At 72.4% G+C, this 25,455-nt stretch carries 20 protein-coding genes; 15 read left to right on the top strand and 5 right to left on the bottom strand.

All coding sequences use genetic code 11. From position 1 onward, the window contains the following. Nucleotide 1: 1 nt before the first annotated feature. Together KAK03_RS21745 and KAK03_RS21740 are read right to left on the bottom strand one after the other, a co-directional pair. Nucleotides 2-1,108: an NAD(P)/FAD-dependent oxidoreductase gene (locus KAK03_RS21745; protein ID WP_210856778.1), complete on the bottom strand. Its 1,107-nt coding sequence runs from the start codon at nt 1,106-1,108 to the stop codon at nt 2-4. Beyond that, nucleotides 1,108-2,178, bottom strand: coding sequence for a substrate-binding domain-containing protein (locus KAK03_RS21740; RefSeq protein ID WP_210856777.1), 1,071 nt, complete (start codon nt 2,176-2,178; stop codon nt 1,108-1,110). Before KAK03_RS21740 ends, KAK03_RS21745 begins: the two co-directional genes overlap by 1 nt. A 136-nt stretch (nt 2,179-2,314) precedes the next feature. Between KAK03_RS21740 and KAK03_RS21735 the strand changes: the two genes are divergently transcribed. From KAK03_RS21735 to KAK03_RS21710, 6 genes are all read left to right on the top strand, one after another. Beyond that, nucleotides 2,315-4,096 carry an NADH-ubiquinone oxidoreductase-F iron-sulfur binding region domain-containing protein gene (locus tag KAK03_RS21735; RefSeq protein ID WP_210856776.1) on the top strand — a complete coding sequence of 594 codons (1,782 nt, stop codon included), beginning with the start codon at nt 2,315-2,317 and terminating at the stop codon, nt 4,094-4,096. 5 nt (nt 4,097-4,101) lie between these two features. Further along, complete coding sequence (gene fdhF / locus KAK03_RS21730) at nt 4,102-6,921, top strand: formate dehydrogenase subunit alpha (protein WP_210856775.1); 2,820 nt, start codon at nt 4,102-4,104, stop codon at nt 6,919-6,921. A 4-nt stretch (nt 6,922-6,925) separates the two neighbouring features. Next, nucleotides 6,926-7,573: an HAD hydrolase-like protein gene (locus KAK03_RS21725; RefSeq protein WP_210856774.1), complete on the top strand. Its 648-nt coding sequence runs from the start codon at nt 6,926-6,928 to the stop codon at nt 7,571-7,573. A 2-nt stretch (nt 7,574-7,575) separates the two neighbouring features. Next, nucleotides 7,576-8,328 carry an SDR family oxidoreductase gene (locus KAK03_RS21720; RefSeq protein WP_210856773.1) on the top strand — a complete coding sequence of 251 codons (753 nt, stop codon included), beginning with the start codon at nt 7,576-7,578 and terminating at the stop codon, nt 8,326-8,328. Between the two features lie 177 nt (nt 8,329-8,505). Continuing rightward, nucleotides 8,506-14,241 carry a beta strand repeat-containing protein gene (locus KAK03_RS21715; protein ID WP_210856772.1) on the top strand — a complete coding sequence of 1,912 codons (5,736 nt, stop codon included), beginning with the start codon at nt 8,506-8,508 and terminating at the stop codon, nt 14,239-14,241. Nucleotides 14,242-14,279: 38 nt separating this feature from the next. Then, nucleotides 14,280-15,470, top strand: coding sequence for an outer membrane beta-barrel protein (locus KAK03_RS21710; RefSeq protein WP_210856771.1), 1,191 nt, complete (start codon nt 14,280-14,282; stop codon nt 15,468-15,470). 339 nt (nt 15,471-15,809) lie between these two features. Here KAK03_RS21710 and KAK03_RS21705 read toward each other — a convergent pair whose 3' ends face one another. After that, nucleotides 15,810-16,445, bottom strand: a complete 636-nt coding sequence (locus KAK03_RS21705) for a response regulator (protein ID WP_210856770.1) — start codon at nt 16,443-16,445, stop codon at nt 15,810-15,812. Continuing rightward, the gene (locus KAK03_RS21700; protein WP_210856769.1) at nt 16,442-17,830 is read right to left on the bottom strand and encodes an ATP-binding protein; all 1,389 of its coding nucleotides are present in this window, start codon (nt 17,828-17,830) and stop codon (nt 16,442-16,444) included. Before KAK03_RS21700 ends, KAK03_RS21705 begins: the two co-directional genes overlap by 4 nt. A gap of 175 nt (nt 17,831-18,005) precedes the next feature. Here KAK03_RS21700 and pqqA point away from each other — a divergent pair, with 175 nt between their 5' ends. The 5 genes from pqqA (at nt 18,006) to pqqE (ending at nt 21,225) form a co-directional block, all read left to right on the top strand. Next, the gene (gene pqqA, locus KAK03_RS25565; protein ID WP_510587267.1) at nt 18,006-18,080 is read left to right on the top strand and encodes a pyrroloquinoline quinone precursor peptide PqqA; all 75 of its coding nucleotides are present in this window, start codon (nt 18,006-18,008) and stop codon (nt 18,078-18,080) included. Between the two features lie 73 nt (nt 18,081-18,153). Then, entirely contained in the window at nt 18,154-19,068 is a 915-nt protein-coding gene (pqqB, locus tag KAK03_RS21690) for a pyrroloquinoline quinone biosynthesis protein PqqB (RefSeq protein ID WP_210856767.1), read from the top strand. Beyond that, nucleotides 19,065-19,793: a pyrroloquinoline-quinone synthase PqqC gene (gene pqqC, locus KAK03_RS21685; protein ID WP_310738698.1), complete on the top strand. Its 729-nt coding sequence runs from the start codon at nt 19,065-19,067 to the stop codon at nt 19,791-19,793. The genes pqqB and pqqC overlap by 4 nt, the downstream gene beginning before the upstream one ends. After that, nucleotides 19,793-20,059 carry a pyrroloquinoline quinone biosynthesis peptide chaperone PqqD gene (gene pqqD, locus KAK03_RS21680; RefSeq protein WP_210856766.1) on the top strand — a complete coding sequence of 89 codons (267 nt, stop codon included), beginning with the start codon at nt 19,793-19,795 and terminating at the stop codon, nt 20,057-20,059. Before pqqC ends, pqqD begins: the two co-directional genes overlap by 1 nt. Beyond that, nucleotides 20,056-21,225, top strand: a complete 1,170-nt coding sequence (gene pqqE, locus KAK03_RS21675) for a pyrroloquinoline quinone biosynthesis protein PqqE (RefSeq protein WP_210856765.1) — start codon at nt 20,056-20,058, stop codon at nt 21,223-21,225. The genes pqqD and pqqE overlap by 4 nt, the downstream gene beginning before the upstream one ends. Here pqqE and KAK03_RS21670 read toward each other — a convergent pair. Then, a complete protein-coding gene (locus tag KAK03_RS21670; RefSeq protein ID WP_210856764.1) occupies nt 21,197-22,624 on the bottom strand; it encodes a sensor histidine kinase in 1,428 nt (475 codons plus the stop codon). The genes pqqE and KAK03_RS21670 overlap by 29 nt on opposite strands. Before the next feature lie 260 nt (nt 22,625-22,884). Here KAK03_RS21670 and KAK03_RS21665 point away from each other — a divergent pair, with 260 nt between their 5' ends. The 4 genes from KAK03_RS21665 to KAK03_RS21650 all read left to right on the top strand — a co-directional run bounded on the left by KAK03_RS21665 (nt 22,885) and on the right by KAK03_RS21650 (nt 25,318). Then, nucleotides 22,885-24,099, top strand: a complete 1,215-nt coding sequence (locus KAK03_RS21665; protein ID WP_210856763.1) for an IscS subfamily cysteine desulfurase — start codon at nt 22,885-22,887, stop codon at nt 24,097-24,099. Nucleotides 24,100-24,115: 16 nt separating this feature from the next. Further along, entirely contained in the window at nt 24,116-24,535 is a 420-nt protein-coding gene (gene iscU, locus KAK03_RS21660) for a Fe-S cluster assembly scaffold IscU (RefSeq protein ID WP_210856762.1), read from the top strand. A 71-nt stretch (nt 24,536-24,606) separates the two neighbouring features. Next, the gene (erpA, locus tag KAK03_RS21655; RefSeq protein ID WP_247661337.1) at nt 24,607-24,975 is read left to right on the top strand and encodes an iron-sulfur cluster insertion protein ErpA; all 369 of its coding nucleotides are present in this window, start codon (nt 24,607-24,609) and stop codon (nt 24,973-24,975) included. A gap of 19 nt (nt 24,976-24,994) precedes the next feature. Next, nucleotides 24,995-25,318 (top strand): HesB/IscA family protein, encoded by a 324-nt coding sequence (locus tag KAK03_RS21650; protein WP_210856760.1) that lies wholly within the window; start codon nt 24,995-24,997, stop codon nt 25,316-25,318. Nucleotides 25,319-25,455: the final 137 nt, after the last annotated feature.

Here is a 25,455-nt window from a genome sequence, read left to right as displayed (position 1 = left end):
GTCAGGGGCGCAGGTGGGCGAGCACCTCGTCGGCGATCGCCAACGCCGCCGTCAGCCCCGGCGATTCAATGCCGAACAGGTTGACCAGCCCCGGCACGCCATGCACCGCCGGGCCATCGATGCGGAAGTCGGCGGCCGGCTCGCCCGGGCCGCTGATCTTCGGCCGCACGCCGGCATAGCCGGGCTGCAGTGCGCCTTCGGGCAGGCCAGGCCAGTAGTGGCGCACTGCGTCGGCGAAGCCGGCGCCATCGGCCGGGTCGACGACATAGTCCACCGCGTCCACCCAGCGAAAGCTGGGCCCGAAGCGCGCCTGGCCGCCCAGGTCCAGCGTCAGGTGCACGCCCAGGTGGCTGCTCTCGCCGGGCACCGGGTAGACCAGGTGGCGAAACGGCGCGCGGCCGCTGAGGGTGAAGTAGGCGCCCTGGGCGTAGTACGGGCGCGGCACATGGGTCGGGGCCAGGCCGTCGATCGCGGCGGCCACCGCGCAGGCGTTCAGGCCGGCTGCGTTGACCACCTGGCGCGCATGCAGCGTGGTGGCGGTGTCGCCCCCCACCTGCAGCGCCAGGCCGTCGTCCAGCACGCGGGCGCGCTGCAGCGGCGAGCACAGCGCCAGCATCGCGCCGTGCGCCTCGGCCTCGCCCAGCAAGGCCAGCATCAGGCCGTGGCTGTCGACGATGCCGGTGGAGGGCGACAGCAGCGCCGCCTCGCAGCGCAGCGCGGGCTCCAGCGCCTGCGCCTCCTCGCGGCTGAGCCAGCGCAGATCGTCGACGCCGTTGTCGGCGGCGTGCCGCTGCAGGCGTCGCAAGGCTGGCAGTTCCTCGGCCTCAGTGGCTACTACCAGCTTGCCGCAGCGCTGGTGCGCCACGCCGTGCTCGGCGCAGAAGGCATACAGCTGGTGCTTGCCCTGCACGCACAGCCGCGCACGCAGCGAGCCGGCGGGGTAGTACAGCCCGGCGTGGATGACCTCGGAGTTGCGCGCACTGGTGGCGGTGCCGAAGGCGTTCTCGCTCTCCAGCACGATCACCTCGCGGCCGGTGCGGGCCAGCGCGCGGGCGCAGGCCAGGCCCACCACGCCGGCGCCAATGACGACGGTGTCGACGCTGTCCATCAGGCCTCGGGGTAGGCCTCGCGCAGCGGCCAGACGCGGCCGGTGTCGGCGGCGTGGTAGCCAGGCAGGGCGTCCACCGCGGCGTGGAAAGCCGGGTCGCGCAGCGTGTCCACCAAGCGCTGCATGGCCGGCGTGGCCAGCGTGCTGGCGCGGCACAGCAGGAAGTAGCGCTCGCTGGCCAGCGGGATGAAGTCGAGCTTGAACTGCCGCGCCGGTGGCTCCAGGCCGAAGCCGGCATCCGCCATGCCGCTGGCCACGTAGGCGGCCACCGCGGCATGGGTGTACTCGCCGCGTTCGAAGCCGGCGATGGCCTCCGGCGCCAGGCCTTCGGCCCGCAGCAGGCCTTCCAGCAGGAAGCGCGTGCCCGAGCCGGCCTCGCGGTTGATGAAGTGCACATCGGGCCGCGCCAGGTCACGCAGTTCGTAGAGCTTCTTGGGGTTGCCGGCCGGCACCATCAGGCCCTGGCGGCGCACGGCGATGTCCAGCACACTGAGGTCGTCGCCGTCCAGCCAGCGCGCGTAGTGCGCCAGCGCTGCGGCCTGCAGCGGGCCCTGCGGGATGTGCAGGCTGGCGGCGTCGCAGTCGCCGTCGTGCAGCGCGGCCAGTGCAGCGGTGGTGCTGCCGTAGCGGCGCTCCACCACCAGGCCCTGGCGGCCCAGTTGCTCGAACAGCGCCTCGATCGCGAAGCCGTGGCTGGCGTGCACCCGCAGCACCGGCGGCACCTGCTCGACCACGCGGCCGATCTCGGCGGCCAGCTCCGAGGCCAGTGAATCGAGCACCGGCCCCAGCCGGGCGGTGATGCGGTGGTCGGCCCAGACCAGCTTTTCGCCCAGCGCGCTGAGGGTGGAGCCCTTGCCGCGCTCCATGTGCAGCAGCGTGCTGCCGAACAGCGCCTCGCCCTGGCGCACCAGGTCCCAGGCGTGGCGGTAGGACATGCCCAGCTGCTGGCAGGCCGACAGCAGGCTGCCCTGCGCCTGCACCTGCACCAGCAGCTCGACCAGGCGCACCGGCAGCGCCGGGCCGTCAGGGTCCTGGACGGTCCAGGTGGGGCGGATCGTGATGCGTTTCATGGCGATGGGGCAGGGTAAACGATTTATGCACTGGCCAGCACATGCTGCCCGCCGTGCGCCGCATATTGAGCCGCCGCGGCGCGCTGCGTACAGTGTGCCGAGCACCCGCGGATCCCCCGCGCGACAAGGCGCCGCCATGAGCCCAGCACATCCTCCGGAGACCACCGTCAGCGTTGACGACCTGCGCCAGCGCCTGAAGCGCAAGAGCCGCCTGAAGGGCCGCCAGCCGGGCGACGCCGCCCGCGCCGCGGTGCGCGCGCTGATCGGCCCCGGCCCGCACGCCCGCGACACGCTGATCGAGCAGCTGCACCGCCTGCAGGACACCCACGGCGCGCTGTTCGAGGGCCACCTGGTGGCGCTGGCCGCCGAGATGGGCCTGGCGATCGCCGAGGTGGCCGAGGTCGCGAGCTTCTACCACCACTTCGACATCCGCGCCGACGACGACACCCCGCCCGCGATGACGCTGCGCGTGTGCGACAGCCAGAGCTGCGCCATGGCTGGCGCCGCGTCGCTGATGGCCGCGCTGGCCGCCGCGGTGGGCCCCGAGGTGCGGGTGATCCCCGCGCCCTGCGTGGGCCGCTGCGAGCAGGCGCCGGTGGCGGTGCTGGGCCAGCGCGCGCTGCCGCAGGCCACGCTGGCCAGCGTGCAGGACGCCATCGCGGCAGGCGACACCCGCCATGCGCTGTCGGCGGGCGACGGCGCCTTCGACCCCGCCGCCCATGGCCCGCACGAGGTCACCGGCCCCGCCTCTGACATCGCTCCCGCGCATGTCGGCTACGCCGCCTACCGCGCGGCCGGTGGCTACGCGCTGGCGGCCGAGGTGGTGAATGGCGAGCGCGACGCCGAGGCGGTGCTCACGGCGCTGTCCGACGCCGGTCTGCGCGGCCTGGGCGGCGCCGGTTTCCCGGCCGGCCGCAAGTGGCGCATCGTGCGCGGCTTCCCGGGCCCGCGGCTGATGGCGGTGAACATCGACGAGGGCGAGCCCGGCACCTTCAAGGACCGCACCTATCTTGAGCGCGACCCGCACCGCTTCCTGGAAGGCGTGCTGGTGGCCGCCCAGGTGGTGGGCTGCGAGGCCGCCTACCTCTACCTGCGCGACGAATACCACGGCGCTCGCGCGGTGCTGGAGCACGCACTGGCCGAGCTGCAGGCCGACCCGCCCTGCGCGCTGCCGCGCCTGGTGCTGCGCCGCGGCGCCGGCGCCTACATCTGCGGCGAAGAGTCGGCCATGATCGAGAGCCTGGAAGGCAAGCGCGGCGAGCCGCGGCTGCGCCCGCCCTACATCGCCGAGGTGGGCCTGTTCGGCCGGCCGACGCTGGAGCACAACTTCGAGACCCTGTACTGGGTGCGCGACATCGTGCAGCGTGGCGCCGCCTGGTTCAGCGGCCACGGCCGGCATGGCCGCACGGGGCTGCGCTCGTACTCGGTCAGCGGTCGCGTGAAGCGCCCGGGTGTCAAGCTGGCGCCGGCTGGCACCACGCTGCGCGAGCTGATCGACGAGTTCTGCGGCGGCATGCTGGACGGCCACACGCTCTACGGCTACCTGCCCGGCGGCGCCTCGGGTGGCCTGCTGCCGGCGTCGCTGGCCGATGTGCCGCTGGATTTCGACACGCTGCAGCCGCACGGCTGCTTCATTGGCTCGGCGGCGGTGGTGGTGCTGTCGCAGCACGACACCGCGCGCGAGGCGGCGCTCAACGCGATGCGCTTCTTCGCCGAGGAGAGCTGCGGCCAGTGCACGCCCTGCCGCGTGGGCACCGAGAAGGCCGCCGCGCTGATGGCCCGCGCCGACTGGGACCACGCCACGCTGGCCGACCTGGCCACGGTGATGGCCGATGCCTCGATCTGCGGCCTGGGCCAGGCGGCCCCCAACCCGATCCGCTGCGTGCAGCGGCATTTCCCGCAGGAGGTGGGTCTGTGAACGCCATGACTGATCTGCCGCGCATGATCTCGTTCGTGCTGGATGGCCAACCCGCCGAGGCCTTCGAAGGCGAGAGCATCCTGAAGGCCGCTGAGCGCCACGGCGTGAACGTGCCGCGCCTGTGCTACAGCGACGGCCTGCGCCCCGATGGCAACTGCCGCGCCTGCGTGGTGGAAGTCAAGGGCGAGCGCGCCTTGGCCGCCTCGTGCTGCCGCAGCGTGCAGCCCGGCATGGACGTCAACGCCAGCGGCGAGCGCCCGCGCAAGAGCCAGCAGATGGTGCTGGAGCTGCTGCTGGCCGACCGCCCCGATGCGCGCGAAAGTGGCCGCCCGCTGGGCGAGCTGGCCGACTGGGCCGCTCGCCTGGGCGTGCAGCCGCGCGAGGCGCTGACCGCGCTGCGCGCCCCGGCGCCCGCCGCCGACCTCAGCCACCCGGCGATGGCGGTGAACCTGGACGCCTGCATCCAGTGCACCCGCTGCGTGCGCGCCTGCCGCGAGACGCAGAACAACGACGTCATCGGCGTGCTGCACCGCGGTGCCCACGCGCAGATCGCCTTCGACCTGGGCGACCCGATGGGCCTGAGCAGCTGCGTGGCCTGCGGCGAATGCGTGCAGGCCTGCCCGACCGGCGCGCTGTCGGCCAAGACCATGCCGCCGGGCCTGACGCCCGACCGCAGCGTCGACTCGGTCTGCCCCTTCTGCGGCGTGGGCTGCCTGCTGACCTGGCATGTCAAGGACGAGCAGATCGTCGGCGTCACCGGCCGCGACGGCCCGGCCAATGGCGGGCGGCTGTGCGTCAAGGGCCGCTTCGGCTACGACTACATCCACCATCCGCAGCGCCTGACCCGGCCACTGGTGCGTCGCGCCGGCGTGGCCAAGGACCCCAGCATCCCCTGGCGCCAGGACCAGTGGGCCGAGGTCTTCCGCGAGGCCAGCTGGGACGAGGCGCTGGCGCTGGCCGCCGGCGGCCTGAAGTCGCTGCGCGACCAGCACGGCCCGAAGGCGCTGGCCGGCTTCGGCTCGGCCAAGGGCAGCAATGAAGAGGCCTACCTGTTCCAGAAGCTGGTGCGGGTGGGCTTCGGCAGCAACAACGTCGACCACTGCACCCGGCTGTGCCATGCCTCCAGCGTGGCGGCACTGCTCGAGGGCGTGGGCTCGGGCGCGGTCAGCAACCCGGTGCGCGATGTGGAGCTGGCCGAGCTGTTCATCGTCATCGGCTCCAACCCCACGGCCAACCACCCGGTGGCCGCCACCTGGATGAAGAACGCCGCGCGCCGCGGCGCCAAGATCGTGCTGGCCGACCCGCGCCGCACCGAGCTGGCCCGCGACGCCTGGCAAGTGCTGAACTTCCGCCCCGACACCGACGTGGCCCTGGTCAACGCCATGCTCTACGTGGTGGTCGAGGAGGACCTGATCGACCACGCCTTCGTGGCCCAGCGCGCGCACAACCTGCAGGCGGTGATCGACGGCGTCCAGGGCTTCAGCCCCGAGGCCATGGCGCCGATCTGCGGCATCCCGGCCCAGACCATCCGCGAGGTCACCCGCGCCTACGCGAAGAGCAAGGGCTCGATGATCCTGTGGGGCATGGGTGTGAGCCAGCACGTGCACGGCACCGACAACGTGCGCAGCCTGATCGCGCTGGCCACGCTGACCGGCCAGATCGGCCGGCCCGGCACCGGCCTGCACCCGCTGCGCGGCCAGAACAACGTGCAAGGGGCCAGCGACGCCGGCCTGATCCCGACGATGTTCCCCAACTACCAGCGGGTGAACAACGCCGAGGCCCATGCCTGGTTCGAGCGCTTCTGGGGCACGCCGCTGGACGCCACACCGGGCTACACCGTGGTCGAGATCCTGCACAAGGCCAAGGCGCCCGAGACCGACCCGCACAAGATCCGCGGCATGTATGTGATGGGCGAAAACCCGGCGATGTCCGACCCCGACCTGAACCATGCGCGCGAAGGCCTGGCCTCGCTGCAGCACCTGGTGGTGCAGGACCTGTTCCTCACCGAGACCGCCTGGCTGGCCGACGTGGTGCTGCCCGCCAGCGCCTGGCCCGAGAAGTGGGGCACCGCCACCAACACCGACCGCATGGTGCAGATGGGCCGCCCCGCCGTGGCACCGCCGGGTGATGCGCGGCGCGACCTGTGGATCCTGCAGCAGCTGGCGCGCGGCATGGGCCTGGACTGGCGCTACGAGGGCCCGGACGACGGTGTCGCCGCGGTCTTTGAAGAGATGCGCCAGGCCATGCACGGCGTGATCGCCGGCGTCAGCTGGGAGCGGCTGCTGCAGGCCGATTCGGTCACCTACCCCTGCATGAGCGAAGACGACCCCGGCCAGCCCATCGTCTTCACCGACGACGTGCCCACCGACGACGGCAAGGTCCACCTGGTGCCCACCTCGCTGGTGCCGGGCAACGAGCCGCCGGATGCCGACTACCCCTTCGTGCTGATCACCGGCCGCCAGCTCGAGCACTGGCACACCGGCAGCATGACGCGGCGCAGCCGGGTGCTGGATGCGGTGGAGCCCCTGGCCACCGCCAGCCTGTGCGGCGCTGATCTGCAGCGCCTGGGCCTGCAGCCCGGCGATGCGCTGACGGTGGCCTCGCGCCGCGGCAGCGTCACGCTGCATGCGCGGCGCGACGACGGCACGCCCGAGGGCACGGTCTTCATCCCCTTCGCCTACGCCGAGGCGGCGGCCAACCTGCTGACCAACCCGGCGCTGGACCCCTTCGGCAAGATCCCGGAATTCAAGTACTGCGCGGTGCGGGTCAGCGCCGGCGGCGAAGTGCTGGCCACCGCAGGCTATGGCACCGGGGCGGTACAGTGAGCGCATGTCCCGGCCCTTTCTGCTGCTTGATCTGGATGGCACGCTGAGCGACCCGCAGCAGGGCATCGCCCGCTCGATCAACCACGCGCTGGCCTCGATCGGGCAGGCGACGCAGGACGAGGCGGCGCTGACGCGCTACATCGGCCCGCCGCTGTCCGAGTCCTTCCGCGAACTGGTGCCCGGCGCCGACGAGGCCACGGTGCAGGCGCTGCTGGCCGCCTACCGCGCGCGCTACGGCGCCATCGGCTACGCCGAGAACACGCTGTATGCCGGCGTGCCCGAGGCCCTGGCCGCGCTGGCCGGGGCGGGGGCCACGCTGGTGCTGTGCACCTCCAAGCGGGTGGACTTCGCCGAGCAGATCCTGCGCCTCTTTGGCCTGCGCGAGCACTTCGCCTGGCTCAGCGGCGGCCGCGACGGCCTGCACAAGTGGCAGCAGCTGGGCGAGCTGCGTGCCGCCGGGCGCGTGCCTGACCACGCGGTGATGATCGGCGACCGCGCGGTGGACCTGATCGCCGCGCACCGCAATGGCCTGGACAGCGGCGCAGTGCGCTGGGGCCATGGCAGCCAGGACGAGCTGGCGGCCGAGTCGCCCACCCACTGGTTCGACCAGCCGCAGGACTGGCTCCGACTGGTGGCAGACTCGGCGGCATGAACATGGCTGCCTCCCGCATCGCTCTCGTCACCGGCGCCGGCTCCGGCATTGGCCAGGCCTGCGCGCTGGCCCTGATGGCCGCCGGCTGGACCGTGGTCTTCAGCGGCCGCTCGGCCGACAAGCTGCAGGCCGCGATCAACACCTCACCCACGCCGGAGCGCGGTGTGGCGATCGTCGCCGATGTCACCGACGAGGCCTCGGTCGATGCGCTGTTCGCGCAGATCCAGCAGCGCTTCGGCCGGCTGGACCTGCTGTTCAACAACGCCGGCGTGTTCACCGCCGGCGTGCCGCTGGAAGACCTGCCGGTGGCCGCCTGGCGCGCGGCGGTGGACACCAACCTGACCGGCGCCTTCCTGTGCACCCGTGCCGCCTTCCGGTTGATGAAGGCGCAGTCGCCGCGCGGCGGGCGCATCCTCAACAACGGCTCGATCTCGGCCCACGTGCCGCGGCCGAATTCGGCGGCCTACACCGCCACCAAGCACGCGATGACCGGGCTGACCAAGTCCTGTGCGCTGGACGGCCGGGCCTTCGACATCGCGGTGGGCCAGATCGACATCGGCAACGCCGCCACCGACATGACCACCGCCATGGCCGCCGGCATGCCGCAGGCCGACGGCAGCGTGCGCGCCGAAGCCCGCATGCACGTGCGCCATGTGGCTGACGCGGTGGTGCAGATGGCCGGCCTGCCGCTGGAAGCCAATGTGCTGTTCATGACGGTGATGGCCACCGGCATGCCCTTCGTCGGGCGGGGCTGAACACGTCGCCGCCGCCGTGGCGGCACGGATTCCGGTGGCGCCTGCGCACCCCTAGGTCAAGGGGCGCGCGAACGACTGAACCTTGATCCGAGGGAGGGTGCGCACGCCCGGCGGCTGGCAGCATCCTCAGATGCGGCGCGCCGGAAGGGATGGTGCGCTGCCCTCTGGAGGATTGCCATGAACCGACCCACCCCTGCCCGCCGCGCCCGCGGCATGACCCGTCCGCTGGCCATGGGGGCGGTGCTGGTGCCGCTGCTGCTCAGCACCGCGATCCAGCAGGCCTGGGCGACCACGGTCAACGACACCGGGACCGCCGGCACGACCGGTACGCCCGGCTCCTCACCAGGCGGCGCTGGCGGCAATGGCGGCACCGGCGGCAGTGCCAACGCGGCGGCCGGCCCCAATGGTGACAGCAGCAACGCGGCCAATGCGAATGGCGGCAACGGCGGCAGCGGCGGCAACGGCGGCGGCGGTACCGCGGTCATCCAGGGTGGCTCCGGTGGCAACGGCGGCGACGGCGGATCGGCCACGGCCAGCGCCACCACGGCGCCCGCCGCGGGTTCTGCCACCTCCACCGCGACCGCCAACGGCGGCAGTGGCGGCGCCGGCGGCAGCGGTGGCGGCAACGGTGGCGCCGGGCCCGGCCTGGGCGGCAGCGGTGGCAGCGGTGCCAGCGCCACGGCCACGGCCGTGGCCACCGGCGTCGGGGCCTCGGCCGGATCGGCCACCGCGTCGGCCGGCGGCGGCAATGGCGGCTCCGGCCGCGACAGCGGCCGTGTCGGCGGCAATGGCGCCACGGCCAGTGCGTCCGCCACCGCCAACTCCGGCAGCGGCACGGCCACGGCCACCGTCAACGTGTACGGCGGTCATGGCGGCACCGGCTTCACCACCGCCCAGGGTGGCAACGGCGCGGCGGTGTCGGTGACCGGCGCGGTCAGCGGCAACACCACCGGTACGCTGGCGCTGAACCAGAACGCCACCGGCGGCAGCGGCGGCTATTCCTACGAATCCAACGCGGGCGCCGCCGGCGCCGCCAGCAGCACGCTGCTCTACACCAACAACACGCCGTCCACGATCAATGCCACGGTGCGGTCCAACGGCGGCACCGGCGGCGGCACCACCAGCGGCACCACCACCGCTGGTGCGCAGGCCACCACCAATGTCCGCATCACCGGCAGCGGCGCGCTCAATGTCAATGGCTACGCCAATGGCGGGGACGGCGGCGCTGGCGGCAGTGCCCACGGGGCGGCCGGTGCCCGCGGCACCAGCACCGCCCGCGCCACCACCGCCGGCGCGGCGACGGTGACCGTGGGCAGCTATGCCACCGGGGGCAACGGCGGCTCGGCCAGCGGGGCGGGCCGCATCGCGGGGTCCGGCGCGAATGGCGTGACCTCGGCCAACGGTCAGAGCGGCAGCGGCACGGTCACCGTGACGGCACGCGCCACGGCCGGCAGCGGCGGCACGGGCGGCACTGGCGCTGACGCGGGCGACGGGGCCAACCAGGTGGTCACCGACGCCGCCGTCGGCAAGACCACCGGCACGCTGAACCTGAACCAGGAGGCCTATGCCGGTCATGGCGGCACGGCGAGTGACGGCATCGCCGGCGACGGCGGCAACGCCACCTCGCGCCTGACGCGCAACGACACCTTCGCCAGCCAGCACACGGTCAACCTCTACAGCCGCGGCGGCAATGGTGGTGGGGCCACCACCGGCACCGCCGGCGCGTCGGGCACGGCGCTGAGCGAGGCCACGGTCACCGCGGTCGGCAACCTGACCCTGAACATCGATGCGTTGGGCGGCACCGGCGGCGCCGACGGCGCCGGCAGCGGCAGCGCCGGTGCCAAGGGCACGGCCAACGCCAGCGGCAGCACCGTGGCCAACAAGACGGCCACCGTCACCGCCACCGCCACCGGCGGCACCGGCGGTTCGGCCTCGGGCAGCGGGGCGGGCGGCAACGGCGGCCAGGCCGCGCTGACCAGCAGTGGCGCCTCCGGCAACGGCACGGTCATTGCCACGGGCACCGCCACCGGCGGCTCAGGCGGCACGGGTTACGCCGGAGCCGGCGGTGGCAATGGCGCGTCGATCAGCGTGGTCGACGCGGTGTCGGCCACCACCAATGGCATCGCGACGATCAACCAGACGGCCAATGGCGGCAGCGGCGGGTACTCCTACACCGCCACGGCCGGCAGCGGCGGCAATGCCACCAGCAATCTGCTGCGTGACGACACCACCGCCACCCGTCTGACGGTCACGCTGCGGGCGGACGCCGGCAACGGTGGCGGCACCACCAGCGGCACCGGCGGCGCCTCCGGCAATGCCAGCTCGGCGCTGGACCTCAGCGGCGTCGGCCAATTGCAGGCCAGCAGCTATGCCACCGGTGGCAGTGGGGGCGGCGGCTCCACGAACAATGGCCGCAATGGCGGCACGGCGGCCTCGACGGCCGTGGCCGATGCGGTGCTGTCCGCGCCGGTGTCGGTGCTGGCCCAGGCCAATGGCGGCACGGGCGGCACCAGCAGCGCCGGCACGGCGGGCGCCGGTGGTGGCGCCAGCGCGTCGGCGTCGGGCACCAGCGGCAGCGGCGCGGTCAACGTCACCAGCCGCAGCTACGGCGGCTCAGGCGGCGCGGCCTCGGACACCGGCACTGGCGGCGCGGGGGCGGCCGTCACGCTGACCGACAGCGTGGGCGGCGGCACCTCGGGCATCCTGACGATGGCGCAGCTGGCCCAGGGCGGCACGGGCGGCAACAGCGCCAGCGGCGTGGCCGGCAAGGGCGGCAATGCCAGCAGCAGCCTGACGCGCAATGACCTGCTGGCCTCGACCCTCAATGTCGACGTCACCGCCAACGGCGGGGCTGGCGGCACCTCGTCGCTGGGCAGCACGCTGGGCGGCGGCACGGCCACCACGCAGGCCACGATCGACGCGGTGAACACCCTCAACCTCGACGGCGCCGCCACCGGCGGCACCGGCGGTGCCGGGGGCACCGATGCCAGCGGCGCCAAGGGCGGCAATGCCAGCACCACGCTGGTGGGACGCAGCCTCGGCACGGCGGCGGTGCGCGTCACCGGCACCGCCACCGGCGGGCGTGGCGGCCAGGCCTCCGGGGCGGGCCGCACGGCCGGCGCAGGGGGCAGCGCCAGCACCAGCGTCGCCGGCCAGTCCGAGGACGGCACGCTGACGCTGACGGCCGCCACCAACGGCGGCGATGGGGGCACCGGCTATGTCGGCGCCAGCGGCGGTGCCGGCGCCAACGCGTCGGCGACCAACGCGGTTGGTGGCACCTCCACCGGCACGATCTACCTGACCCAGAACGTGGCGGGTGGCACTGGCGGCTATTCCTACACCGGCCAGGCCGGCAACGGTGGCAGCGCCACCAACAACCTGACGGTGTCGCTGGTCGATGCCGAGTACCTGAACATCTCGATGACCACCAACGGTGGCGCGGGCGGCAGCACCAGCAGTGGCCTGGCGGGCCAGGGTGACCAGGCCTCGTCCCAGTTGTCGGGCACGGCGCCGGGCCGCACCTTCCTGGTCGGCTACGCCAACGGCGGCGCCGGCGGATCGGTCGGCAGCGGCGTGGCCAGTGGCGGCAATGGCGCCTCGGCCTCGTCCCAGGTCAGCGCCAGCAGCTCGCTGGACTTCGACGCCCAGGCCCAGGCCCAGGCCGTCGGCGGCGCCGGCGGCACCGGCCGCGGCGTGGGCCAGGTCGGGGGCGCCGGGGCCTCGTCCACCGGCAGCGCCAACGCCAGCAGCGGCACGGGCAACGCCACCGTCATCGTGCGTGCCTACGGCGGCGCCGGCGGTGACGGCCTGAACGGCGCCAACGGCGGGCAGGGCGCGTCCACCTCGCTGGTCAACGCGGTGAGCGGCAGCACGCTGGGCGCGCTGTCGGCCACGCAGAACGCCTATGGCGGCGCTGGCGGCAGCACGGACAGCGGTGTCGCCGGCAACGGCGCCAATGCCGGCTCGCAGCTGACACTGAACACCGGGTCGGCGGCGTCGGCGTCGGTGGTCGCGGCGGCCAATGGCGGCGTCGGCGGACAGACCGCCGCAGGCACCAGCGGCACCGGCGGCCAGGCCACCAGTTCGGTCACGGCCAGCGGCAGCGGCACGCTGTCGGTGGGCTCGTACGCCACCGGCGCCACGGGCGGTGGCGGCACCTCCACCGCGTCGGGCAACAGCGGCGGCAGCGCGCAGGCCAGTGGCAGCGCCACCACCGTGCTGTCACGCGCCGCCACCGTGGATGTCCAGGCCCATGGCGGCAACGGCGGCTCGGCCGTGGGCGTCGGCCAGACCGGCGGTGCCGGTGCCACGGCGACGGCCTCGGCCCAGGCCACCTCGAGCACCGGCGCGGTGTCGGTGACGGCCCTGGCGGATGCGGGTGCCGGCGGGACGGGCAGCACCGGCGCCAATGGCGGCCAGGGCGCCTCGGTCACGCTGGTCGGCGCGGTCAACGGGGTCACGCGCGGCGCGCTGAACCTGAGCCAGACGGCCACGGCCGGCGCGGGCGGCTACTCCTACACCGCCCAGGGCGGCCAGGGCGGCAACGCGCAGTCCAACCTGATCCGCAACAACCTGCAGGGCCGCGCGATCACCGTGACCAACAACGCCAATGGCGGCGCGGGTGGCGGCACCAGCACCGGCACCGGTGGCAGCGGCGGCAATGCCGGCACCAACACCGGCATCACCACGGTCAACACCCTGGGCACGCTGACGCTGAACACCACCGCCACCGCCGGCAATGGCGTGGGCGCCGGCACCGGGGGCAGCGCCGATGCGCGCGGCAACGGCACCGCGGCCCGCACCGCCACGGTCAACGCCTATGCCAACGGCGGCACCGGCGCCAGCGCCGGCCAGGCCGACGCTTCGGCCACGGCCAACACCACCGCGGCGGCGGGTGCGTCCACGGCCAATGCCCGCGCCACCTCGGTAGCGGGCACGGCCAACGCGACCGCGGTGACCACCGGCATCGATGCGGCCGACCTGTCGTCCTACGCCTGGGCCAATGGCGCGGCCGGCCTGGCCACGGCGCGCAGCACCGCCACAAGCGGCACCAGCAGCATCCAGACCAGTGCCGAGGCGGACGTCAAGGCCACCACCATCAGCCAGGCCTCGTCGTCCTACAACCCGGCCACCGGCCTGAACTTCCCCAACCTGAACGGCGGCAGCAACGGCATGCAGGCCTTCTCGTTCGCCAATGGCGCGCCCAACGCCTCGTCGCTGAACACGCTGCTGGGCGCGCACCCCACCGTGGCGGCGGCGGTGGGTTCGGGCGTGGTGATCGGGCTGGGGTCGCTGGGCGCCAACTACACCGGCGGTACGGGCACCCGCACCTACACGGCCAGCGCGCTCTACAGCTTCAACCTGAACACCGCGGCCGACCTGACGCTGGGCCTGCTGGATATCAGCGCCTACAACGGCGGCTTCGACACGCTGAACTTCAAGGTCAAGCGGGGCGGCACCACCGTGCTGAACGCCAACTTCGCCACGCTGCCCGACGCCCAGGCCTACTTCACCGACAAGTCCAAGACGCTGACCGGCTTTGTCGCGGGCAACAACACGGTGCTGCTGACCTACACGCTGACCGCCAGCGCCAGCAAGGGCTCGGACATCAGCTACCTGCTGAGCCGGCCGAATGGCTCGGCGCTGTGGACACCGCCCGCCAGCGCCGCCGAACGCCAGGCCCAGCTGACCGAGAACTGGGCCGCGGCCTACCAGGCCATGGCGCAGTTGCGCGCGCAGGCGTCGGCGCCGGCGATCGCCAGCGGCCTGCAGCCCTCGATGAACGGCTCCACGCTGGCCGGCGGCTCGGCCCCCCGCACGCCGGCACCGGCCACCGCCGGCCAGGCCGCCACGCGCACGCCGGGCGACCTGCGCGGCGCCGACGTGCGCACGCGCGGCGCGATGCTGCCTTGAGGGGTCTGCCCTGGTGGCCCACACTGTGCGCCGGCTTGATGCTGGTGCACGGCGCGGGCGCTGCGTTGGCGGCTGACGAAGCGGCCACCGCTGAGTCCTCCGAAGAGGCCTTCGCGCCACCCGGCCTGCGCTGGAACGCGTGGACGCTGCAGCCGCAGCTGCTGGTGGCTGCCGGCCACAACGACAACCTGCGCCTGCAGTCGGCCGGCCAGCGCCGCTCGGCCTTCGTCGCGCTGTTCCCGACGCTGCAGCTGCAGCGCCAGGATGGCGACAGCCGGCTGAACCTGGGCTGGCGCGCCGAGCGCACGACCTACCTGTCGAGCCGGCTGGACGACAGCACCAACACCGAGTTGTCGGCCGACGGCCTGCACCTGCTGGGTCCGCGCAGTGCCGTCGCCTGGCGTGCTGCGGGGCAGGAGTGGCATGACAGCGTTGGCCAGCCCGATCCGTCGCAGCCGGCCGCGCCGCCCGACCGCTACCTGGCCGCCGCCGCCGGCCTGGTCTGGCGCCACGACCTGGCGCTGGCCCAGGGCGCCTCGCCGCGGCTGGAGCTCGATGCCAGCGCGTCGCGCAAGCGCTACCGCACGCAGCGCGCGCTGACCATCCTGGCCGACGCCGACAGCGCCAGCCTGATCGGCCGCGTGCTGGTGCCGCTGGCCGAGCCCGAGCGCCGCGCCGGCGTGGAACTGCGCCGGTTGCGCCAGCGCTACCCCAACAGCTACCAGTCGCTGTCGCACACCGACGTGCGGCTGCTGGGCCTGCTGCAGTGGGAGCCCACGGCCGAGTGGAGCGGCCAGCTGCAGGCCGGGCCGCAGCAGCGCCGCTTCGACCGCCTGCGCCCCACCCAGGGCCTGCTGAGCTGGTCGGGCGAACTGCGCTGGCAGGCCACGCCGCTGCGCAGCCTGGTGCTGGGCGGCCAGCGCGAGGCCAGCGACGTGCCCGGCGACGGTGCCGATGCGGTGGTCGGCAGCCGCTGGCAGCTGGGCTGGAACGAACAGTGGGGCGCCACCCGCGCCAGCCTGACGCTGGCTCAGGTGCGCAGCCATTACGTCAACGGCTTCCAGCCGCGCGACGACCGCCTGCGCTCGGCCGACCTGTCGCTGCGCCACGACCTGGGCCGCCACTGGCAGATCGGCCTGAACCTGGGCTGGCTGCAGCGGCGCTCCAGCATCAGCGGCTTCGACTTCACGCGCCAGCTCGGCTCGGTGGTGCTGAGCACCGGGTTGTGACCTGGGCCTGTGAGGAAACGCTGGGCCGCCTCAGGTGGCCTCAGGCCCATTGAGGCCTGATTCGCAGCGGCAGCTCCATGGGCGCCACCGCGGGCCGCCGGGCCGTCCCAAGGCCCGCGGAGCCCCCTTGGGGGGGCGAGTCCGGACGTGAGGTGTCCAGCGGACACCTCGCGCCTGACGAGCGGGCCGGCCGCCAGGCCGGCTGCGGCCTGCAAGGCGCGAAGCCGCGCAGCGCCAAGCCTGGGGGCCCACCCGCGGGCCGCCGGGCCGTCCCAAGGCCCGCGGAGCCCCCTTGGGGGGTGGCGACGGCGCGCAGCGCCAAGCCTGGGGGCCCACATTTCAGGCCTCGATCACGCCCCAGCGCAGCGCCAGCAGCGTCAGCTCGGCCTGGTTGCCGGCGTTCAGCTTCTGCTTGATGTTGTAGAGGTGGGTGCCCACGGTGCTGGGCGACAGGCTCAGCGCCTCGGCGATCTCGGCCACGCTCTTGCCGCGGGCCAGACGCGTGAAGACCTCGAACTCGCGCTCGGACAACGCATCGAAGGGACTGGCCGAGCCGTCCAGCTGCGACAGCGCCAGCGCCTGCGCGGTCTGCGCATCCAGGTAGCGCTTGCCCTGGGCGACCGCGCGGATCGCCTCGGGCAGGGTTTCGGGGGCGCTGCGTTTGCTGACAAATCCCTGGGCGCCGGCGTTCAGCGCACGGCGTGGGTAGGCGGTGTCCTCGTGGGCCGAGAGCACCAGCACGCGCGGCGCGTCGTCGCGCGCGCGCAGGCGGCGCAGGGTTTCCAGACCGCCCAGGCCGGGCATGGTCAGGTCCATCACCACCACCTCGGGTTGCCACTGCGGCAAGCCCTTGAGCAGGGCCTCGCCGTCGGCGGCCTCGCCCACCACCTCGATGTCGCTGCCCGGCGCCTGCAACAGCATCCGAAAGCCCATGCGCACCACCGCATGGTCGTCGACCAGCACCACGCGGATCATGCGCCGGCCTCCGGCGCCCGCACGGGCAGCTCGACCTGCACGCAGGCACCGCCGCCCTCGGCATTGCGGGCTTCGAAGCGGCCGCCCAGGGCCTCGACGCGGCCGCGCAGGCCGCGCAGGCCGAAGCGCCCGGCGGGGCCCTCGGTGGCGGGCAGGCCGCGGCCGTTGTCGGTGATCGTCAGGTGCATTCGTTCTCCGTCGCGGCGCAGCGCCACCGCAATGCGCTGTGCGCCGCTGTGCTTGAGCGCATTGTTCACCGCTTCCTGCACCGTGCGGTAGGCGGCCAGGGCCGGTTCGGGGTCGACCGGGCCGTCGGCGCCGTCGATCTGCAGCGCGAACTCGGTGCCGGCGTGGCGTGCGCGCAGCGAGGCCAGCAGGTCCTGCAGCGCATCGGGCAGACCCAGCGGCCCCAGCGTCAGCGGGGTCAGGCGGGGGATCAGGCCGTGCATGGCGTCGTACAGGCGTGCGGCCTCGGTGTCGATCAGCTGGGCGGCGTCGCGGCCCATCGTGTCATGCTCGGGCAGGCGGGTGGCCAGCGAGCGCGCCAGGGAGCGGATGCCGGTGACCGACTGGCCCAGCTCGTCGTGCAGCTCGGCGGCGATCTCGCGCCGCTCGGCCTCCAGCCGCTGCTCCACCCGGCGCGCCCAGTCGCGGCTGTCGGCCAGGCGCTGCTCGGCGGCATGCGCGGCGATGCGCTGCTGCACCGTGGTTTCGATCGCCTCGCCCAGGCGGTTCACGGCGTCGCCGATCAGCGCCGCCTCGCGGCCGGGCAGGGCCGGCAGGCGCGCGGCGTAGTCGCCCTGCTGCAGGCGCTGCAGGCCGGCAACGATCTGGCCAAACGGCTTGAGCGCCCGGTGCACCGCCCCCACCACGGCCGCCAGCACCGCGGCCAGCGCCAGCGCGGTGGCACCGGCCAGCTGCCACAGGTCGTCCCAGCCGTCGAGGATGGCGCGCGAGGGGTTGGACTCGATCGTCAGCGTGGCGCCCGGCATGCGGATCTGCTGGCGCTGCAGCGGTGGCGTGACCAGGTCGGTGAACCAGTCCGGCGCGCTGCGGCCTTCCTTGTAGCTGGACGGCGGCGAGTGGTAGAGCTCGCGCCCGTCGGTGTCGACCAGCGTGATCTCGTTGGCGCGCACGCGGCCCAGCCGGTCCAGGAACTCCAGCATCGCCGGCGGACCGCCACGCGCGAAGATCCAGCTCACCCGCTCCAGCAACTGCGCCGCCACCCGGTTGGAGCCGGTGATCTCCTCGCGCACGCTGGCCCGCGTGGCGTCAATGCGCAGCCACAGCAGGGCGCCGATGAACAGCAGCATCATCGCCAGCACGATCACGTAGAGCTGCAGCCGCAGGCTGGGGCCGGTGGCGGGGCGGGGCAGGGTGTCCATGCGCGGATTGTCGGCCGCGCCGAGGGGGCTGCCATCCGGCCTGGGGTGAACCCGCACAGCGGTTCATGAAAATCATGAGCCCCGTTTCATGGACCGGGCGATGACCGGCGCGACCCTCAGGACCACACTTCGCCATCGGTGCCATCCCGGCACTGCATCCACCAAGGAGACCTTCATGACCTGGGAAACCCCGAGCGCCTGCGACTTCCGTTTCGGCTTCGAGATCACGATGTACATCGCGGCCCGCTGATCGGCTGCATCCTCGCCCCGGGGCCGTGCATGCACGGCCCCGTCTGTTTCCCCCTCCCTCGTCGCGAGTCTTGATGAAGCTCATCGTGCTGGGTGCCGCCGCCGGCGGTGGCTTTCCGCAGTGGAACTGCAACTGCACCCAGTGCGCCGGCGTGCGCGCCGGCCGGCCCGGGCTGCGCCGCCGCACGCAGAGCTCGGTGATCGTCGGCGATGGCGCCGATTGGGTGCTGGTCAATGCCAGCCCCGACATCCTGCAGCAGATCCAGGCCACGCCGGCGCTGCAGCCGGCACGCCAGCTGCGCGACACCGGCATCCGTGGCGTGCTGCTGGTCGACGGCCAGATCGACCACACCACGGGCCTGTTCATGCTGCGCGAGCGCGGCAGCCCGCTGCCGCTGTGGTGCACCGACCCGGTCCACGACGACCTGACCCAGGGCAATCCGATCCTGCGCGTGCTGGGCCACTTCTGCGGCGTGGATCGCCACACCGTGACGCCCGACGGCGCGCCCTTCGAGGTGCCCGGCGTGGCCGGTCTGCGCGTGCGCGCCCTGCCGCTGTGGAGCAAGCCCGCGCCCTTCTCGCCGCACCGCGAACACAATGTGGTGGGCGACAACGTCGGCTACCTGTTCGAAAACACCGCCAATGGCCGCACGCTGTTCTACGCGCCCGGCCTGGCCGAGATCGACCCCACGGTGTGGGAGGTGATGAACACCGCCAACGTGGTGATGGTCGACGGCACCTTCTGGACCGACGACGAGATGATCCGCCTGGGCATCTCGTCCAAGCGCGGCAGCGAGATCGGCCACCTGCCGCAGTCCGGCGCCGGCGGCATGCTGGAGTGGCTCTCGAAGCTGCCCGCCAGCACCCGCAAGCTGCTCATCCACATCAACAACACCAACCCCATCCTCGACGAGCACTCGCCCGAGCGCGCCGCCTGCACCGCCGCAGGCGTCGAGGTTAGCCATGACGGACTGGAGATCGACCTGTGACAGCCATCCTCTCTGACAGCGGCAGCGCCTGGTCGCGCACCGAGTTCGAAGCCCGCCTGCGCGAGCAGGGCAAGGCCTACCACATCCACCACCCGTTCAACGTGATGCTCAACACCGGCAAGGCCACGCCGGAGCAGATCCGCGGCTGGGTGGCCAACCGCTTCAGCTACCAGATCGCGATTCCGGTGAAGGACGCGGCGGTGATGTCCAACTGCCCGGACCGCGAGGTCCGCCGCGGCTGGATCCAGCGCATCCTGGACCACGATGGCTACGAGCTCGGTGGTGTCAAGGACGAAGGCGGCATCGAGGCCTGGATCCGTCTGGGCATCGCCTGCGGCCTGACGCGCGAGGAAATCACCGACGGCCGCCACATCATTCCGGCGGTTCAGTTCGCGGTCGACGCCTACATCAACTTCGCCCGCCAGCGGCCGTGGCAGGAGTCGGTGTGCTCGTCGCTGACCGAGCTGTTCGCGCCCGAGATCCACAAGCAGCGCCTGGCCACCTGGCCCGAGCACTACCCCTGGATCGAGTCCACCGGCCTGCAATACTTCCGCAACCGCGTCACCCAGGCGCGGCGCGACGTGGAACAAGGCCTGGAGGTCACGCTGAGCTACTTCAACACCAAGCCGCTGCAACTGCGCGCGCTGGACATCCTGAAGTTCAAGCTCGATGTGCTGTGGGCGATGAACGATGCGATGGCGACACGCTACGGTGTCAATACCTGATGGACGATTCGGTCACCCCGCGCCTGGGCCACGGCTTTCGCCTTCAATGGGAAGAGGCCCAGGGCTGCCATGTGCTGCTCTACCCCGAGGGCATGGTCAAGCTCAACCGCAGCGCCGGAGAGATCATGAGCCGCTGTGACGGCGCCACCGACCTGGCCGGCATCGTCGCCAGCCTGGAAGCCGCGTTCAGCGCCACGGGGCTGCGGCCGGATGTCGAGAAGTTCCTGGAGATCGCCAGCGGCAACCGCTGGGTGACGCTGGCATGAATGCGCTGTCGGGCCTGAAGAGCGCCGTGGTCGGCCCGCCCTTGTGGTTGCTGGCCGAGGTGACGTACCGTTGCCCGCTGCACTGCGTGTTCTGCTACAACCCGACCGACTACGCGCGCGTTGAGGACGAGCTGTCCACCGACGAGTGGCTGCGCGTGCTGCGCGAGGCACGCGCGCTGGGCGCGGTGCAGTGCGGCTTCTCGGGCGGCGAGCCGCTGCTGCGCGAGGACCTGGAACTGATGGTCGCCGAGGCGCACCGCCTGGGCTTCTACACCAACCTGCTGACCAGCGGCGTGGGCCTGACCGAAGAGCGCTGCGCGGCGCTGAAGGCCGCCGGCCTGGACCACATCCAGCTGTCCTTCCAGGACTCCAGCCGCGAGGTCAACGACTTCCTCTCCAGCACCAAGACCTTCGCGCTGAAGCAGCGTGTGGGCGAGATGCTCAAGGCCCAGGGCTGGCCGATGGTGATGAACGTGGTGATCCACCGCCTGAACATCGACCACATCGACCGCATCATCGCGATGGCCCACGAGCTGGGCGCCGAGTACCTGGAGCTGGCCAACAGCCAGTACTACTCCTGGGCGCTGGAGAACCGCGGCCACCTGATGCCCAGCCGCGAACAGCTGCAGCGCGCCGAGGCCATCACCGACGAGTGGCGCCAGAAACTCGACGGGAAGATGAAACTGTTCTTCGTCTCGCCCGACTACCACGAGGCCCGGCCCAAGAAGTGCATGAACGGTTGGGGCAATGTTTTCCTGACCATCACCCCCGACGGCGCTGCGCTGCCCTGCCACACCGCGCGCATGCTGCCGGGCCTGAGCTTTCCCACGGTGCGCGAGCGCGACCTGAAGTCGATCTGGTACGACAGCGAGGGCTTCAACGCCTACCGCGGCACCGGCTGGATGAAGGAGCCCTGCGCCAGCTGCGACCAGAAGGAGCAGGACCTGGGCGGCTGCCGCTGCCAGGCCTACATGCTGGCCAAGGATGCCGCCGCCGCCGATCCGGTCTGCGCCAAGAGCCCGCAGCACGGCGTGGTGCAGGCGGCGGTGGCCGCGGCCGATGCCGGACGGCTGCCCGAGCAGCCGCTGATCTTCCGCGGCCGGGCCGAATCGCTGCGCCTGTCGGGCGCCGACGCGGCTACGGCGAGTCCGACGTCGGCAGCGTGAAGTAGAAGCAGGCGCCCTCGCCGGGGCGGCCCTCGGCCCAGACCTGGCCGCCGTGGCGCTCCACCGCGCGGCGCACGATGCTCAGGCCCACGCCATGGCCATCGAAGCCGCGGCCATGCAGGCGGCGGAAGGGCTGGAACAGCTCGCGCGCGCGATCGGGGTCGAAGCCCACGCCGTTGTCGCGCACGAAGACCGTCAGCTGCGCGTCGTGGGCTTCGGCGCCGATCTCCACCCGCGGTTCGGCCTGGCCGCCGCTGAACTTGCAGGCATTGCCCAGCAGGTTGACCAGCACCGGGCGCAGCAGGTCGGCATCGGCCTGCACGGTGGGCAGGTCGTGCAGGTTGAAGACCGGCAGACGCTGCCCGGCCGACTGGCGCTGGATGTCGGCGATCGCCTCGCGCGCCAGCGACTCCAGCGACACGCTGCGCCGCGCCAGTCGCGCATCGCCCACCCGCGCCAGCTCCAGCAGCGAGGCCACCAGCGCGCGCGAGGTCTGGGCCTGGCTGCCGATCGCGCCCAGCAGCGTGCGTGCGGCCGCGGTGTCGCCGCGCTGCAGCGCCTCGTCGGCCAGGCGCGCCGCGCCCTCGATGCCGCCCAGCGGCCCGCGCAGGTCGTGCGAGACGCTGCGGTTGAAGCTCTCCAGCCCGGCGACCATGTCGCGCAGGTCGGCGGTGCGCTGCTGCACGCTGCGCTCCAGCGAGGCGTTGAGCGTCTCCATCGCCACCTCGGCGCTGCGGCGGCGCTCGACCTCGCGCTGCAGTGCCTGGGTGCGCCGCCGCAGCGTGACGATCAGCACCGTCAGGAAGGACACCGCCAGCGGCGCCATCACCAGGTAGCGCAGCGCGAAGGACACCGCGCCGCTGAAATGCACCAGCAGGGCCAGTGCGGGAATCGCCGCCACCGACAGCGCCACCCAGCCGTGGCCGGCGCCCGGCTCGCGCTGGCGCTGGCGCCAGGCCAGGCCAGCCACGCCAATGAACACGGCGGTCAGCACCACATTGCCGGTGCTGCGGGGCAGCGGAATGCCGGCCATCAGGGGCAGGCTGACCAGCAGCGGCGGCACCAGCAGGACCGGTACCAGCGGGCTGCGCCAGCCGCCGCGCAGGCCCAGCACCTTGGACATGCCGGCGGTCCAGAAGCCGATCGCCACCATCATCAGCACCGGCAGCCACAGCATCGGCTGGATCATCGGCCCCTGGGGCTTGTTCAGGTGCGTGGCATCCAGCGCATAGAACAGCGAGATGGCCAGCGCCGCCACGCCCAGCTGCCACAGCCCGGGCTCGCGGTCGCGCCGCCACAGGTGCAGGCAGGTGCCGCCCATGGCCAGCAGCAGCACGGCGCCCACCCCGCTGCTCACGGACCAGGCTTCGACGGGCAGGCTCGCCAGGAAATCGATCATGCGGCGGATGCAATGGGCAGGTTGCCCATTGTGCCGTCGGCTGATGGGTTGCGCATCAGAGTTGTGTTGTCACAACGATGACCTCTGGGCCCGCACGTCGTGGTTTCGACAAACGCCACAGGCTGCGACGACCGTCCGTCCGCCGCCAAGTTCACTGATTTTTCCTCACAGATCAACAGCTTGGCGCTGGTCTGAACCCCTGGCACGTTGGTTGCGAGGCATCGGTCGACATAGGCCCTCTGGCCCCTGGAGTCGACACGATGGACACCGCCAAGCCGATCTACCTGGACTACGCCGCCACCACGCCGGTGGACCCTCGGGTGGTGCAGGCCATGCTGCCCTACCTGTACGAGCAGTTCGGCAACCCGGCCTCGCGCAGCCATGCCTTCGGCTGGGCGGCCGAGGAGGCGGTGGAGATCGCCCGCGAACAGGTGGCCGCACTGATCGGCGCCGACCCGCGCGAGATCGTCTGGACCAGCGGCGCCACCGAGTCCAACAACCTGGCGATCAAGGGCGCCGCCCAGTTTCACCAGGCCAAGGGCCGCCACCTGATCACCGTGCAGACCGAGCACAAGGCCGTGCTGGACACGATGCGCGAACTGGAGCGCCAGGGCTTCGAGGTCAGCTACCTGCCGGTGCAGGCCGACGGCCTGCTGGACATGGCCGTGCTCGAAGCCGCGATCCGCCCGGACACCATCCTGGTCTCGGTGATGGCCGTCAACAACGAGATCGGCGTGGTGCAGGACATCAGCGCGATCGGCGCGCTGCTGCGCGAGCGCGGCATCCTCTTCCATGTGGATGCCGCCCAGGCCCCCGGCAAGATCGCGCTGGACATGGCGTCGCAGTGTGTCGACCTGATGAGCCTGTCGGCGCACAAGACCTATGGGCCCAAGGGCATCGGTGCGCTGTATGTGCGGCGCAAACCGCGCGTGCGCATCGAGGCCCAGATGCACGGCGGCGGCCATGAGCGGGGCATGCGCTCGGGCACGCTGCCCACCCACCAGATCGTCGGCATGGGCGAGGCCTACCGCCTGGCGCGCGCCGGCATGGCCGCCGAGAACGAGCGCATCCGCACGCTGCAGCAGCGCCTGCTGGGCCAGCTGCAGGACATCCCCGAGGTGCTGGTCAACGGCCACCTGACCCAGCGCGTACCGCACAACCTCAACATCAGCTTCACCTTTGTCGAGGGCGAGTCGCTGCTGATGGGCATCAAGGGCGTGGCGGTGTCCTCCGGCTCGGCCTGCACCTCGGCCAGCCTGGAGCCCAGCTATGTGCTGCGCGCGCTGGGCCTGTCCGACGAGGTGGCGCACAGCTCGATCCGCTTTTCCATCGGCCGCTTCACCACCGAGGCCGAGATCGACACCGCTGCCGCGCGGGTGCGTGCCACGGTCGAGCGCCTGCGCAGCTTGAGCCCGCTGTGGGACATGCACCTGGCCGGCATCGACCTCGCGTCCGTGCAGTGGGCAGAACACTGATTTTCAGGAGATCCCCATGGCATACAGCGACAAGGTCATCGACCACTACGAGAACCCGCGCAACGTCGGTGGCTTCGAGACCGGTGACGCCGGCGTTGGCACCGGCATGGTCGGTGCACCGGCCTGCGGCGACGTGATGAAGCTGCAGATCAAGGTCAATCCGGCCACCGGCGTGATCGAGGATGCCCGCTTCAAGACCTATGGCTGCGGCTCGGCCATCGCCAGCAGCTCGCTGGTCACCGAGTGGGTCAAGGGCAAGACGCTGGACCAGGCGCTGGCCATCAAGAACACCCAGATCGCCGAGGAGCTGGCGCTGCCGCCCGTGAAGATCCACTGCTCCATCCTCGCCGAGGACGCGATCAAGGCGGCCGTCAACGACTACCGCGCCAAGCTCGGCGAGCCGGTCGAGCACCCCGCCTGCGCCCCCACCCACTGAACCTGTCCGGAGAACCCGTCATGGCCTGCCAATCCCAGCCCAACGGCGCCAGCTGCGCCTCGTCCGCCACGATGACCCCGCCGCCGGTGCTGCCCAGCTTTGCTGACGGCGTGCCGCCGCTGAACCTCAGCGATGCGGTGGTCGACAAGGTCGGCGCGATGCTGGCCGAGGAGAACGACCCCGAGCTGCGCCTGCGCATCTTCGTCACCGGCGGTGGCTGCTCGGGCTTCCAGTACGGCTTCGCCTTCGACGACGCGCCCAAGCCCGACGATGTCGAGGTCACGCGCGGCGCGATCCGCGTGCTGGTCGACGCGATGAGCCTGCAGTACCTGGTGGGCGCCGAGATCGACTACGAGGACAGCCTGGAAGGCTCGCGCTTCGTCATCCGCAACCCCAACGCCAGCAGCACCTGCGGCTGCGGCAGTTCGTTCTCGGTCTGACTTCCCCGAAAGGCCGGCCATGTCGCTGTCCGTCACCCCCAAGGCCGCTGCCCAGATCCGCAAGGCGCTCACGCAGCGCGGCAGCGGCGTCGGCCTGCGCATCGCCGTCAAGACCAGCGGCTGCTCGGGCTACGCCTATGCGCTGGAGTTCGCCGACGCCGCCGGCGCCGACGACCAGGTCTTCGAGACCGAGGGCGTGGCGCTGCTGGTGGACGCGCAAAGCCTGCCATTGGTCGACGGCACCCAGCTCGACTGGGTGCGCGAGGGCCTGAACGAAGGCTTCAAGTTCCACAACCCCAACGCCACCGCCAACTGCGGCTGTGGCGAGTCCTTCGCCGTGTGATGGAGCCCCCAGGCTCGCTGGCGCTCGCCACCCCCCGGGGGGGCTCAGCCGGTGGACCGGCGACGCCGGATCCACGGCTGGGTCCGGGTTGGGGAGGCGGCGGCGCGGCATGTGGCCGGCGGGACATCCCTCTTCTT

It is taken from the genome of Ideonella alba, from assembly GCF_018069845.1.
GTDB classification, from domain to species: domain Bacteria; phylum Pseudomonadota; class Gammaproteobacteria; order Burkholderiales; family Burkholderiaceae_C; genus Ideonella; species Ideonella alba.
This window is presented reverse-complemented; position numbering and strand designations above follow the sequence as displayed.

Coding starts and splice junctions, on each gene's coding strand:
- KAK03_RS21745 (WP_210856778.1), bottom strand. CDS start 1,108: ATGGACAGCGTCGACACCGTCGTCATTGGCGCCGGCGTGGTGGGCCTG.
- KAK03_RS21740 (WP_210856777.1), bottom strand. CDS start 2,178: ATGAAACGCATCACGATCCGCCCCACCTGGACCGTCCAGGACCCTGAC.
- KAK03_RS21735 (WP_210856776.1), top strand. CDS start 2,315: ATGAGCCCAGCACATCCTCCGGAGACCACCGTCAGCGTTGACGACCTG.
- fdhF (WP_210856775.1), top strand. CDS start 4,102: ATGACTGATCTGCCGCGCATGATCTCGTTCGTGCTGGATGGCCAACCC.
- KAK03_RS21725 (WP_210856774.1), top strand. CDS start 6,926: ATGTCCCGGCCCTTTCTGCTGCTTGATCTGGATGGCACGCTGAGCGAC.
- KAK03_RS21720 (WP_210856773.1), top strand. CDS start 7,576: ATGGCTGCCTCCCGCATCGCTCTCGTCACCGGCGCCGGCTCCGGCATT.
- KAK03_RS21715 (WP_210856772.1), top strand. CDS start 8,506: ATGAACCGACCCACCCCTGCCCGCCGCGCCCGCGGCATGACCCGTCCG.
- KAK03_RS21710 (WP_210856771.1), top strand. CDS start 14,280: ATGCTGGTGCACGGCGCGGGCGCTGCGTTGGCGGCTGACGAAGCGGCC.
- KAK03_RS21705 (WP_210856770.1), bottom strand. CDS start 16,445: ATGATCCGCGTGGTGCTGGTCGACGACCATGCGGTGGTGCGCATGGGC.
- KAK03_RS21700 (WP_210856769.1), bottom strand. CDS start 17,830: ATGGACACCCTGCCCCGCCCCGCCACCGGCCCCAGCCTGCGGCTGCAG.
- pqqB (WP_210856767.1), top strand. CDS start 18,154: ATGAAGCTCATCGTGCTGGGTGCCGCCGCCGGCGGTGGCTTTCCGCAG.
- pqqD (WP_210856766.1), top strand. CDS start 19,793: ATGGACGATTCGGTCACCCCGCGCCTGGGCCACGGCTTTCGCCTTCAA.
- pqqE (WP_210856765.1), top strand. CDS start 20,056: ATGAATGCGCTGTCGGGCCTGAAGAGCGCCGTGGTCGGCCCGCCCTTG.
- KAK03_RS21670 (WP_210856764.1), bottom strand. CDS start 22,624: ATGATCGATTTCCTGGCGAGCCTGCCCGTCGAAGCCTGGTCCGTGAGC.
- KAK03_RS21665 (WP_210856763.1), top strand. CDS start 22,885: ATGGACACCGCCAAGCCGATCTACCTGGACTACGCCGCCACCACGCCG.
- iscU (WP_210856762.1), top strand. CDS start 24,116: ATGGCATACAGCGACAAGGTCATCGACCACTACGAGAACCCGCGCAAC.
- erpA (WP_247661337.1), top strand. CDS start 24,607: ATGACCCCGCCGCCGGTGCTGCCCAGCTTTGCTGACGGCGTGCCGCCG.
- KAK03_RS21650 (WP_210856760.1), top strand. CDS start 24,995: ATGTCGCTGTCCGTCACCCCCAAGGCCGCTGCCCAGATCCGCAAGGCG.